10 protein-coding genes are annotated in these 12,439 nt (G+C 41.1%); all 10 read left to right on the forward strand.

Annotated features, from left to right (window positions below; genetic code table 11):
* Positions 1–124: 124 nt before the first annotated feature.
* The 10 genes from LJE72_RS02370 to LJE72_RS02415 all read left to right on the forward strand — a co-directional run bounded on the left by LJE72_RS02370 (position 125) and on the right by LJE72_RS02415 (position 12,379).
* Positions 125–3,940 (forward strand): phosphoribosylformylglycinamidine synthase, encoded by a 3,816-nt coding sequence (locus LJE72_RS02370; RefSeq protein ID WP_229246023.1) that lies wholly within the window; start codon positions 125–127, stop codon positions 3,938–3,940.
* Positions 3,941–4,058: 118 nt separating this feature from the next.
* Positions 4,059–4,373 (forward strand): hypothetical protein, encoded by a 315-nt coding sequence (locus LJE72_RS02375; protein WP_229246025.1) that lies wholly within the window; start codon positions 4,059–4,061, stop codon positions 4,371–4,373.
* Between the two features lie 18 nt (positions 4,374–4,391).
* Positions 4,392–5,558 carry a DNA polymerase IV gene (gene dinB / locus LJE72_RS02380; RefSeq protein ID WP_229246026.1) on the forward strand — a complete coding sequence of 389 codons (1,167 nt, stop codon included), beginning with the start codon at positions 4,392–4,394 and terminating at the stop codon, positions 5,556–5,558.
* Between the two features lie 607 nt (positions 5,559–6,165).
* Positions 6,166–8,403, forward strand: a complete 2,238-nt coding sequence (locus LJE72_RS02385) for a YcdB/YcdC domain-containing protein (RefSeq protein WP_229246028.1) — start codon at positions 6,166–6,168, stop codon at positions 8,401–8,403.
* Positions 8,404–9,232: 829 nt separating this feature from the next.
* Complete coding sequence (locus LJE72_RS02390; RefSeq protein ID WP_229246030.1) at positions 9,233–9,547, forward strand: hypothetical protein; 315 nt, start codon at positions 9,233–9,235, stop codon at positions 9,545–9,547.
* Positions 9,548–9,606: 59 nt separating this feature from the next.
* Complete coding sequence (locus tag LJE72_RS02395; RefSeq protein WP_229246031.1) at positions 9,607–10,101, forward strand: hypothetical protein; 495 nt, start codon at positions 9,607–9,609, stop codon at positions 10,099–10,101.
* A gap of 27 nt (positions 10,102–10,128) precedes the next feature.
* Positions 10,129–10,500, forward strand: coding sequence for an acylphosphatase (locus LJE72_RS02400; protein ID WP_229246033.1), 372 nt, complete (start codon positions 10,129–10,131; stop codon positions 10,498–10,500).
* A gap of 199 nt (positions 10,501–10,699) precedes the next feature.
* Positions 10,700–11,602 carry a PhzF family isomerase gene (locus LJE72_RS02405; protein WP_229246034.1) on the forward strand — a complete coding sequence of 301 codons (903 nt, stop codon included), beginning with the start codon at positions 10,700–10,702 and terminating at the stop codon, positions 11,600–11,602.
* A 173-nt stretch (positions 11,603–11,775) separates the two neighbouring features.
* Positions 11,776–11,946: a TfoX/Sxy family protein gene (locus tag LJE72_RS02410; RefSeq protein ID WP_229246036.1), complete on the forward strand. Its 171-nt coding sequence runs from the start codon at positions 11,776–11,778 to the stop codon at positions 11,944–11,946.
* The gene (locus LJE72_RS02415; protein ID WP_229246038.1) at positions 11,924–12,379 is read left to right on the forward strand and encodes a GNAT family N-acetyltransferase; all 456 of its coding nucleotides are present in this window, start codon (positions 11,924–11,926) and stop codon (positions 12,377–12,379) included. The genes LJE72_RS02410 and LJE72_RS02415 overlap by 23 nt, the downstream gene beginning before the upstream one ends.
* The last annotated feature ends 60 nt before the right edge of the window (positions 12,380–12,439 follow it).

Below are 12,439 nucleotides of genomic sequence, written 5' to 3' on the forward strand. Positions count from 1 at the left end.
CTGCGTCTACTATTTTGCGCGACAAGGCCATAGACAAAGTGCTATGGCCTTAAACATATTTTAAAGATCATAGATAAGGGCTAATTTACTTAATGTATCTAAAAACTAACTAATGGAGGATGATATGGGATTTCAAGCTGTAAAACGTATTTATGTGGAAAAAAGACCTGGCTATGATATTGAAGCCCAGGGTCTGTACAATGATCTTTTGGAAAATTTAGGGATACTAGGTTTGCAAGGGTTAAGAGTGATTAACCGTTATGATATTTCTGGAATTACGGACGAGGAGTATGCAAAGTCTCGCCCGATTATCTTTGCTGAGCCTCCATTGGATTTGGTGTACGACGAAAAAATTGAAATTTCCCCACAGGACCAAGTTTTTGCCATGGAATATCTACCCGGTCAGTATGATCAGCGGGCGGATTCGGCTGCTCAATGTGTACAGATTCTGACCCAAAAAGAGCGGCCAACGATTGCTTCAGCTAAGGTTATAGTATTAAAGGGTCAGCTTTCCGAGATGGATTTCCAGAAAATTAAAGATTACTGCATTAATCCAGTCGAATCTCGAGAAGCTGCTTTAGAGAAGCCTGAAAGCTTAGAATTTGAAGCTGTAACTCCGCCAAATGTCGAAATACTTGATGGCTTTATTGAGAAGTCGTCTGAAGAACTGAAAGTGTTCTTTAATAAAACGGGCTTAGCCATGAGCTATGAAGATTTAGCATTTTGTCAAGCATACTTCCGAGATACTGAAAAAAGAAATCCAACGATTACTGAGATTCGAGTGATCGACACCTACTGGTCGGATCATTGTCGGCATACGACCTTTGATACAAAGATCGAAGAGGTTGCTTTTCCGAAAGGGGATTTTGCTCACCCATTAACCAAAGCTTATCATGAGTATCTCATGTCAAGGGATTATGTCTATGGAAAAAATCCTGCTGATCGAGATGTTTGTCTCATGGACATCGCTGTTTTGGGTATGAAAGAGCTTAAGAAAAAAGGGCTCTTACCTGATCTTGACCTATCAGATGAAATCAATGCCTGCAGTATAGTAGTAAATGTCGATGTCAACGGTCAAAATGAAGAGTGGCTGGTGATGTTTAAAAACGAGACTCATAACCATCCGACAGAAATCGAACCCTTCGGCGGGGCAGCTACCTGTCTGGGTGGGGCCATTCGAGATCCCCTGTCTGGCCGTACCTATGTGTACCAAGCTATGCGCGTGACAGGAAGCGGAGATCCAAGGGCAAGGCTTGAAGAGACTCTGCCCGGCAAACTGCCCCAGAGAAAGATAACAAGGGGTGCGGCTGCAGGTTATAGTTCTTATGGAAATCAAATCGGACTGGCGACGGGTCAAGTAACGGAAGTCTATGATGAAGGTTTTGTGGCCAAACGGATGGAAATTGGGGCCGTCATTGCGGCCGCTCCCCGGGAAAATGTAGTGCGTGAAGCCCCTGTAGCTGGGGATGTTGTCGTACTTGTCGGCGGAAGAACGGGCAGAGACGGGTGTGGCGGTGCAACTGGATCTTCTAAAGAGCACACCACGGAGTCTCTACTGACTTGCGGGGCGGAAGTACAAAAAGGTAATCCTCCTACAGAACGAAAAATTCAGAGACTTTTTCGTAATGCCAAGGTTAGTAAACTCATCAAACGCTGCAACGATTTTGGCGCAGGCGGGGTATCGGTTGCAATCGGAGAATTAACCGATGGCTTAGAGATTAACTTAGATGCAGTTCCGAAAAAATATGAAGGTCTTGATGGGACAGAACTTGCGATCTCTGAATCTCAAGAACGAATGGCAGTTGTTATTCGCGCTCAAGATTTTGAAGCCTTTGCCAAGTATGCTCATGAGGAAAACCTAGAAGCAACCTTAGTTGCTAAGGTTAGTGCTGACCCCAGACTTATAATGGTTTGGCGCGGGCAGGCGATTGTCGATCTCAGCCGAGAATTTCTCAACACCAATGGAGTTAAGCAAACGACGAAGGTTCAGGTCACTCTTCCGGAAGGGAATCACAACTACTTTAGCAGGTTGCCAGAAGCTGTCGAAGAAAAATTAGCTTCTCATAATGTTCCGAACTCGGGCGCAATCTTAAAAGAGGCCTGGCTTGCTAATTTGAGCGATTTAAACGTTTGCAGCCAAAAGGGGTTGGTGGAGAGGTTTGACAGTACCATCGGAATGTCGTCGGTCTTGATGCCTTTGGGTGGCAAGTATCAGGCTACTCCGGCTGAAGGTATGGTGGCTAAGATTCCCGTCTTAGCGGGGGAAACAAATACGGCTACCATAATGACCTATGGCTATAATCCGCAATTGGCAAAGTGGAGTCCTTTTCACGGTGCCTTATATGCTGTGGTAGATGCGGTAACTAAGACTGTGGCCCTGGGCGGGGATTATCACAAAGTTCGACTTACTCTGCAGGAGTATTTCGAACGATTAGGAACAGATCCCGAAAAATGGGGGAAACCCTTTAGCGCTTTGCTGGGAGCTTTTTATGCTCAGAAAAAACTTGGAATTCCGGCGATCGGTGGAAAAGACAGCATGTCCGGAACCTTCATGGATTTGCACGTTCCTCCCACATTGGTTGCTTTTGCAGTCAATGTGGTCGAGGCTGATAAAGTTGTCTCCCAAGAGTTCAAAAAGCCTGGCAGTAAGGTTGTTTTAGTGAAAGCTACTCGGGATGAGCATGAAGTCCCTGATTTTGACCAACTAAGCAAAAACTATTCCAAAATTAACGAGTTGATCCATTCCGGAAGTGTCTTGGCATCTCATACTGTCAGGATGGGAGGACTGGCGGCGGCACTTAGCAAAATGTCCTTCGGTAATCGGGTTGGGATGACCTTAGACTGTTCAATAGATATTAATAGTCTGTTTACTGCTGATTATGGTTCAATAATCTTAGAAATAGCAGAAACGGTTGATCTGGCAAAGGCCTTCAGCGGGATAGACTTCCAATTGCTAGGTGTAACTCAGGAAACCCCGATCATTACGATTAAAGACGTGAATATTGAACTGGAAACCGCTTATCAGGCCTGGGAAAAGCCACTGGAAAAAATCTTTCCAACTCAAACGGAAAAAGCCGCCGAGCCACAAAAAGTGAGCTTCAACCTGAGAAATAATCAAACTCCATCAATTAAAGTGGCTAAACCAAGAATCTTTATTCCGGTTTTCCCGGGGACCAATTGTGAGTACGATTCAGCCAAAGCTTTTGAGAAAGCCGGAGGGATCGTTGAAACCTTGGTGATTAGAAATCTGACGGCAAATGATGTGGAGCAATCTATTCAAGAGATGGTTAAAAAGATACAAAAGGCTCAAATCGTCATGCTCCCAGGGGGATTTAGTGCGGGAGACGAACCAGACGGTTCGGGTAAATTCATTGCTACTATGTTCAGAAACCCTTGGATTAGTGAGGCGATTGAGGAACTTATGGATCAAAGGGATGGTTTGATGCTTGGTATTTGTAATGGGTTTCAAGCATTGATCAAACTGGGTCTTGTTCCCTATGGAGAAATAATCGATTTGATGGAAGATTCGCCTACCCTCACGTATAACAAAATTGGCCGTCACGTTTCCGGCATGGTCCAAACCAAAGTTGTTTCCGTTTTATCCCCATGGTTTAGCGGGGTGAATTTGGGAGACATTCATTCCGTGCCTATCTCCCATGGAGAAGGTCGGTTTGTCGCAGATCACGAAATAATTCAAACGTTAGTAGATAATGGACAGGTTGCGACTCAATATGTGGATCTTGACGGGAACCCGAGCAATGATGTTATCTATACTCCCAATGGTTCTTTTGAAGCGATTGAAGGAATCACCAGCCCAGATGGGCGTATTCTGGGTAAGATGGCCCATTCCGAAAGGACCGGTCTGGAAATAGCAAAGAATGTTCCGGGTAATAAATATCAACCGATTTTTGCCGGGGGCGTTAACTATTTTAGAGGATAGACCTTTAACGCAGGTCACTTGCCACCAGAGGTCAACTTAAGTTGCAGGGTTTTTAATATGTTTGTCGAATTCACTAATAGCTAACAGTTAATCATTACAACAATAGGAGATGAAATTTTTGAACACTCAATTTGAAAGTGCTGTTGTGACAGAACAAGGCAAAACCATTGCCGTTGTTTCCGTCCAACCGACGGTATTCCAAAATTCGTTTAACGCATCGATGGTAATCAAAGGGTTGCTTCCTGTTTTTAAAGGGATGCCTATTGTTCTTATGACTTTAGATCCCCAAGGGAATCCTGCCTATTTCGGCAGATCAGACCTTATTCTTCTTCTGGAAAATGTAAACATTAAAGAAGCACCTTGGAAAGAAATATCTGCAGAAATTGACTTAACAAATTCTTGTCCGATGAAAGAAGAAGCAGAAGAATCATAAGATTTTATTGAGGAAAACATGGACGTTTGGGCGAACTATCGAAAAATACTACATGTAGATATGGATGCTTTCTATGCCTCTGTCGAGCAGCGCGACGATCCGTCCTTAATGGGCAAACCGGTAGTGGTTGGAGGCAGATCCAATAGCAGGGGTGTAGTTTCTGCGGCGTCTTATGAAGCGCGTAAATATGGAATACGCTCGGCGATGCCTGTTGCAGAAGCTGCTCGGCGCTGTCCTTCTGCTGTTTTCTTGCCGGTAAATGGACAGAAATACCGTGAAGTATCCTGGCAAATAAGACAAATATTTTTGACTTATACTCCTATGGTAGAGCCACTATCTTTGGATGAGGCTTTTTTAGATGTTACAGGTTCTACGAGTTTATTTGGGCCTGCAGATTTAATAGCTTTAACAATAAAACAGCGCATCCAGCAGGAATTAAACTTAACGGCCTCTGTTGGCTTAGGGTGCAATAAGTTTTTAGCCAAGCTTGCCTCAGATCTGAAAAAACCTGATGGATTCGTGGTTGTGCATCCCAATAGAATTCAAGAGTTTCTTGACCCATTGACTGTGGAAAGGATATGGGGAGTAGGAGAAAAAACAGCGGAACAATTGCACAATCATAATGTTAAAACGGTTAGGGACTTACGCAGCCTGGAATTAAAATTCTTGACGAAGCTCTTTGGATCTTTAGGCAGCCAGCTTTATCAGTTGGCCCAAGGAATTGACGATCGACCCGTGGAAAGCGACCGGGTGGTTAAATCCATCGGTCGCGAGACTACGTTTGAAACTGATATTGCTGATCCTGATGTACTGGAGACAACTTTACTAAAGCTTGCCGTTCATGTAGGTCGGAGTCTGCGCAAAGAAGCACTCAGAGGTAAAACGGTGACCTTGAAAGTCAGGTACGCTGATTTCCGTACCCTAACCCGTTCTCGAACACTATTGCGGGCTACGGATCTTGACGACGTGATTTATCAAGAAGCCTGCAGCTTATTAAGAGAGTTATCTCTTAAACAACCCCTTCGATTAATTGGGGTTACCTTATCTAATCTGACCGATCAGATTCAAAATCAGCTGTCTTTGTTCGAAGGACCCCAGGTGGAAAAAGAGAATCTTACAAAGGTTCTTGATTCTGTAAAAGAGAAATATGGTGAGAAAAGTATTACAAGGGCTAGACTTTTGTAATTATAACGGTATAGGTCATTTGCCTTTTTCTAAGCAGATGGCCTATTTTCTTATACAAGTCAACTTACATGCCGCTACGCTACACAACATCACCGATCACCAGAACCCTTTTTTCCTAGGCAGAAAGTATAAGGTGTCGTTACATACTTTCTGTAAGGTCTCATGTCGACATTCCTGGTTAAAGCGACATTTGGCCATCCATGGCCAGCAGTCCATTCTCGCCATCAAATAGATGCTTAAATCTCCCTTCCATGTACGAGTCAGACTACTGGGGTCAGTGGTTTAAAGCTAGAAAAAGTATTCTGAATAGAGATTAATTTATTTGTCAGTTACCTCAATCCGCTTAATTTATTAAATAATGTCGAAAATATCTTTGTCAGAAACACTGCTAAACTACGTCTATAACTAATAGGTAACATACTTAAAAGCACAGCAATTGGGTCTAAGTGCTAGGAAACGAAAATATTCGCAGTTGAAGGAGGGAAACTGGAGAGAGAAACATCAGTCACGATGTTCAGCCTTGGCTGAACGAGTTCACTCTTATGTAAAAAAAGAGTTTGAACTACGAATATCGAACCCCGAGTAAGAAAGGAAGGTAGATAATACAATGAAGAATAATTGGCGTTCTTTCCTGAGCGTGATTGTAGTTGCCATATTACTAGTTCCAACGATTTTTGCTCCTTTAGCTTTAGCAGGAGAAAGCAGTGTATCATCTCCAACTGTTGAGTCTCTGGCTATGCCAGAAGTGAGCCTGGAAAAAGCTATTCAGATTGTAAAAACCAACTTTGACGTCCCAACTCAATATACGGATTTCAGTTCTTCTTACAACACCTATGATGGACGTCAAGTATGGGCTTTGCGTTGGAATGGTACAGCAGAACGACCAGGAGAGTTCGCTGCAGAGGTTAATGCCATAAACGGAGATATTGTAAGTATGAACTATTGGAAGAATGAAGATCAATTGGCCAATAGTCCGTCAGTCCCGACCATTACTAAGGCTGAAGCTCAAGAAATCAGCAACAAGTTACTAAGCCGTTTATTGGGCAAGCGAACTGAGGAATTGAGCTTAATTCCAAGTGAATTAGAGATAGTACCACTAAACTACGGTCCTTTCAATTATTCTCTCCAATATCAACGACTAATTAACGGTATACCCTTACTTAGCAATGGAGCCAATGTTCAAGTATCAAGTACAGATGGGCACATCACTTCTTATAATCTCAACTGGAACGATGTTAAAGCGCCTGAAGTAAAAGGTGTGATCAGTGTTGATCAAGCGCAACAGGCGTTTGTTGCGGCACCATTCTTTAAACTCCAATACTGGATTCCGGCATCCTATAGACCTATGCTTGCAGGGCAAAAGCAGGAAGCTAAACTTGTGTATCAATTAAGAGGGGAAAACAATGGAGGCGCAATTGATGCTTTAACGGGCTTGCCACTTCAATTAAAACAAGGAGAGTGGCTGGCAACAGATCAGAGCGGTGTTGGGGGAATGGGAAGCGCTAAGTCGAAAGGGGCCAATTCAGTTTCTGATGATGCTCAAGTTCTTACCCCTCAGGAACAACAAGAAGTGGAACGTACTGCAAAGCTTCTCAAACAAGATGAGGGGATTGCTGCTGTGAAGCGCTGGGTTGAGATTCCGGATAACCTGACGTTACGCAGTGCAAATTTAAGTAAAGACTGGCGCAACGATGACAAACGTATCTGGAGCTTTGAGTGGAGCATTATTGAGACCGATACAAAAGAAGGAAACTCAAAATATATTAACGCGAGGGTTAGCGCCACAACTGGCGAGTTGCTTGGTTTTGCCATCTCTACTCAACCAAACGACAAAGCCGAAGTCAAATTAGATCGGGCAGCAGCCCAAAAACTGGCTGAAGAATTCCTTGAAAAGGTTCAGCCTGAGCGATTTACTCAAGTTGTGTTAGACTCTGAAACGGATTTAATATCTAAAATGAGCACAGAACCAGAACCATGGAATAATCAAGCTTTCTCATATGGAAGAGTGGTCAATGGAGTTGATTTTCCTGAAAATGGAATGAGTATCAATATCGATCCTGTGGCCGGCATAGTTACGAATTTTGAACTTAACTGGTCTGAATATGATTTGCCTGGTCTCTCGGGAATTCTCAGCAAAGATAAAGCTGTGGTATCCTTTCTCAAGGCACGACCTTTAACCCTCACCTATGTTCGTATCTATTCCAATGGAATACCGGGGGATTTACACTTAGTCTATCTTCCGATTGCCAAAGACCGCAGTATTCCAATCTCTAACATCTTGGATGCAAAAAGTGGAGAATTACTTGATTACCAGGGTCAGTCGGTAGAAAAGGGGCCAAAGCCATACAGTTTTACCGATCTAGCCGAAGTTACGGGGGCAGCAGAGATAACAGTACTTGGTCAAGCAGGATTATTTGGCGATTATGGAAATAGCTTTAAACCTCATGAGAAGATGAGTGTTGCCTCAATGTTGCGTGCGCTGTACCTTAGCCGATTTGGGTTATGGGGAAATATGGGCCTTTCAGAGAAAGAAATTATCAATAAAGCGAAAGAGCTAGGATGGTTAACGGAAGATCTTAAGCCTAGTGATCCAGTGAGTCGTGAACTTCTTGCTAAAGTTTTAATGCGCTACATTCAGCTGAATAAACTGGCAGAACTCAAGGATATTTATCAAGTTAATTTCCAAGATTCTGATCAAATCAGCTCAGATGCTCTAGGTTATGTTGCCATAGCCAGCAGTACGGGGATTATCAAAGTTGAGGGTCAAGTGTTGGCCCCACGTGAAACGGTAAGCCGTGCCGAAGCTGCCACTGCTCTCTTCAGGGCTTTAGGTTGGCATAATTAGTATTTGGCAATTGCAAATTGTGAATTGCGAATTATTCACTTTTATAGTGCGTCTGATCACTAATATATAAATAACCATTAAGAAATAGTCTAGTCCCCTCTTTCAACAACAAGGGGGCTAGACTATTTGTATAGGAGATATTTAATAAAGATATATTAGAAAATTTAAACCTTGAAGTATTTAGATAGCTAATCGATATTTGGGACCAAATTGAGTAAGTTTATTAGAGAACCGCATAATTTTGACATTAGGCACTGTAAAATCATCAATGAATGACTATTTTAAAATTTCCTAAATGGATTAAAGAAACATTATAAGGATAATTAAGTTATTGTTTACAGCTCAGGAAGGGAATGAAAAATATATGTAGAAATCATAATATATCAGCTCCGCGAGAGAAGGGGGCGAGTTATTTATATTTGTTTCAAATATAAATAACTAATAATTCTTCTAGCGGTATAGGATGCTCTGTTATGCCAATTAGTTCAAACTACGAAGTATTTGTTAGGAAAGAAGATGTACATAAAGCAAATCAAATAATTCATAGTCAACGGTAAGTTGATTTTGAAGGCTTCGTTAGAGGATCAGCCGTCATGGCTGTTCCTGAATTTAGAATTGCTAAACTAGTATTGCTTTATATGCCGGCCGCTCCGCATAAACGTGTATTCCCGACACTTTAGCCAAGATTTGGTTAGGGCGCGTCGGGAATACATGGGACGTTACCCAAATGTCCTATCCAAGCGTTCTCATCCTGCTTAAACGAACCCCGTTTAAGTATGTGATGTGAAGAATGTACGTTTTTATATTTTGTAGAAGAAGGGGCTTGAATATGAGAATAGCGATAAAAGATGTAAGAGTTCAAGATGCAGAAACCATCAGCAATATCTATGCCATAAGCTGGAAAGTGGCATATAAGGGGATTATTCCTCAAAGATATTTAGAAGAACTACAAAATGATTTTTGGGTTTCGGCTTTTCAAAACTGGATAAATAATAATATCTTGAAGGTAAAACAAATTTATGAGAATGATACTCCAGTGGGATGTATCAGTTATGGTAAATCAAGAGATGAAAAGCTACCTAATTGGGGTGAGATTGTTTCGATCTATCTTTCGATGCAGATAAAGCTCCATTTGGTTCAGTAACTGAATTTTTGCCTATTTGTGGTGTTGTCGGTTTAGGAAGTCTGATAGCTCAAGGAAATATGAAACATTGTGGTCTCTTGCGTGCGTCTGCTTCAGATATTAGATGGAGGATCAGAGAAGGGGTAGCGTTAGCCTTGCAAAGGTTTGGCGAATCGAATATGGATGGGCTGTTAGATGAGATGCTAGAGTGGGCTAAAGGAACTCTGTTGGAAAAGAGGGCAGTAGTTGCGGCTTTGTGCGAACCAATACTACTTAAGCAACCTAAAGATGTTCTAAGTGTATTACAAATACTTGATAAAATTACCCAAGACATGCTAAACACCGAAAATCGAAAAGATAAGGACTATAAAGTACTACGAAAAACATTAGGGTATGGTTGGAGTGTTGCAACGGTATCTGATCCTGAGAATGGAAAAAAGCTAATGGAGAAATGGTTTGTAAATGAGGATAAAGATATTAGGTGGATGATGAAGGAAAACTTGAGAAAAAAACGGTTAGTCAGAATGGATACAGATTGGACAAGAACTTGGAAATTAAATCTGGGTGTGGAATAGGCTTATACATAATTAGGAGGTTTCGGTTTGAGGTTCATTCATTATTTGAAAAAATTGAGAGATAGCTATGTAATTAATCAAGTGAAGCATATTGAGTTACCTTTATTTAAACCATCGTCAACTGTTAGAAAAAGGTTGATGTTTTCAGGAAGAGTGCAGAAGGTAGGGTTTAGATTAGAAGTTTATGAATTAGCGAAACGGCTGAATTTAACTGGTTGGGTTAAAAATAGAAATGATAAAAATGTTGAGGCTGAAGTACAGGGAGATAATGAGAAAATTATTTTCCTGATTAAATATTTAAAAACATTGAAGAGAGCATCTGTTCGTGATGTGGCAATAAACGAAATGCCGATTGTAGATGATGAGACAGATTTTGCGGTAATAAAGGAATGGTTTTAATTCGCAATTTACTTATATAGAGTACAAAATAACGTAGCTCAAGGGGCCGGCGTCCATGGCGGTCTCTGAATCTGGAAGCGTACGGCATCGAACAGAGGGTTTGCAACATCGGAGAAGACATTTTGGGTAATAACCAGACGTCTCAAACACTCGGACCGTTAGACGCCATGCCTAAGATATGAAAGGGGAAGGGGAGCAAATGAGAATACTAAAGATTTATCAGGTTGATGCATTTACTACTGAAAAATTTAAGGGAAATCCTGCCGGTGTAGTTTTGAACTCAGATGGACTTACTGATCAGGAAATGTTATACATTGCTCGGGAAATGAACAATTCGGAAACGGCATTTATATTCAAGCCGGATGGAGCTGATCATGAGGTTAAGATCAGATATTTTACTCCGAAAACTGAAGTGCCGGTGTGTGGACATGCCACAATTGCTGCGCATTATGTTCGGGCACTAGAATATAAACTTAGCGCTTCAACAGTAATTCATAAGATTGGAATTGGAATTTTACCGGTTGAAATAATTAAAGAGAGCAATGATTATTCCATATTAATGACTCAGGGTAAAATTGAATTTTATCCACCACTTGCTATGCAAGAAAGGGATAAAATCGTCAATGCCCTGGGACTAAAAGAGGACGATTTGGATCAACGATGCCCAATTCAAATTGTTTCTACAGGACATTCGAAGGTTATGATTGGAATTAAAACTAGACGTAGATTGAACGACTTGTTCCCAGATATGCAAGCATTAGCCCAAATAAGTAAAACCATTAACTGCAACGGGTATTTTGTTTTTACAATGGATTCGGAACAAAAGGATATCTTGACTCATGGAAGAATGTTTGCACCTTACATTGGAATTAACGAAGATCCGGTAACAGGAAACGCTAATGGTCCACTTGGGGCATATTTAGTAAAACACGGATTGGTTGAACATGATAAGTCTAACTTTTCTTTTAAAGGCGAACAAGGGCATGCAATTGGGCGAAGTGGTCTAGTAAACGTGATGGTTCATTTAGATAATGGAGAGCCTAAACAAGTCAAAATTGGGGGAAGAGCGGTTATTGTGTTTAAGACCGAGATTGAGATTTAAAAATAATTTAACATAGAAGAGATGACTTTAATTTTAGGGTCAAGCTAAGCTGGCGCGGAGTCTAACACGGTCTTCCCGACACTTAGTAAAGATGAAAGTGGTTAGGCGAGTTCGAGAATACCTTAACGATATAGGACATCTGGATGGTTGTAGATAAACGTTGGAGGAACATCATGGCAATTAGTGAGAGTTACCAAGAATATGTAGTAGACCAACTTAGAGAGTTAGGTTGCGTTTCTGTTAAAAAGATGTTTGGTGGTGCAGGTATTTACTATGACAGTTTAATTTTTGGGGTGAACAATGTTGATAAAGGAGCAAAAAATGTTAAATATACGTCGTGCTAAACCATATGAACATCAAATATTAACGGATATTGCAATTAAATCCGAGGCCTATTGGGGAAATAATTCTGATTATATGGATAAGTTTAAGTCAGTATACAAGGTAACTGAAGAGTTTATATGCCATAATCCAACTTTTGTTATAGAAGATGATAATATTGTGGGATTTTACGGTGTTTTGATAGATGACAAGGAAGTTTTCTTAGAATACCTCTTTATTGAACCCAAAAGTATAGGTAGAGGGTATGGAAAATTATTATGGATTCATTTGGTGAATACATGCAAATCTTTAAGAATTAAAGAATTTGTTATAGTTACAAGCCCTCAAGCTAAAGAATTCTATCTAAAAATGGGTGCAATACCCTTTGGAGAAGTAGAATCTCTTCTGAAAAAAGGACGTATAATTCCACGATTAATTTATACTGGACTTGTGTAAATAGTGGCTATAGTGAAAGGATGTTTGAGGGTCCGCCATATTACCATTAGGCTACGCACA

The sequence above is a fragment of the Desulfosporosinus shakirovi genome (assembly GCF_020595055.1).
GTDB classification, from domain to species: domain Bacteria; phylum Bacillota; class Desulfitobacteriia; order Desulfitobacteriales; family Desulfitobacteriaceae; genus Desulfosporosinus; species Desulfosporosinus shakirovi.

Bases quoted from the DNA above. Each gene is read 5' to 3' on its own strand.
- LJE72_RS02370 (WP_229246023.1), top strand. From the start codon at position 125: ATGGGATTTCAAGCTGTAAAACGTATTTATGTGGAAAAAAGACCTGGC.
- LJE72_RS02390 (WP_229246030.1), top strand. From the start codon at position 9,233: ATGAGAATAGCGATAAAAGATGTAAGAGTTCAAGATGCAGAAACCATC.
- LJE72_RS02405 (WP_229246034.1), top strand. From the start codon at position 10,700: ATGAGAATACTAAAGATTTATCAGGTTGATGCATTTACTACTGAAAAA.
- LJE72_RS02410 (WP_229246036.1), top strand. From the start codon at position 11,776: ATGGCAATTAGTGAGAGTTACCAAGAATATGTAGTAGACCAACTTAGA.
- LJE72_RS02385 (WP_229246028.1), top strand. From the start codon at position 6,166: ATGAAGAATAATTGGCGTTCTTTCCTGAGCGTGATTGTAGTTGCCATA.
- LJE72_RS02415 (WP_229246038.1), top strand. From the start codon at position 11,924: ATGTTAAATATACGTCGTGCTAAACCATATGAACATCAAATATTAACG.
- dinB (WP_229246026.1), top strand. From the start codon at position 4,392: ATGGACGTTTGGGCGAACTATCGAAAAATACTACATGTAGATATGGAT.
- LJE72_RS02395 (WP_229246031.1), top strand. From the start codon at position 9,607: ATGAAACATTGTGGTCTCTTGCGTGCGTCTGCTTCAGATATTAGATGG.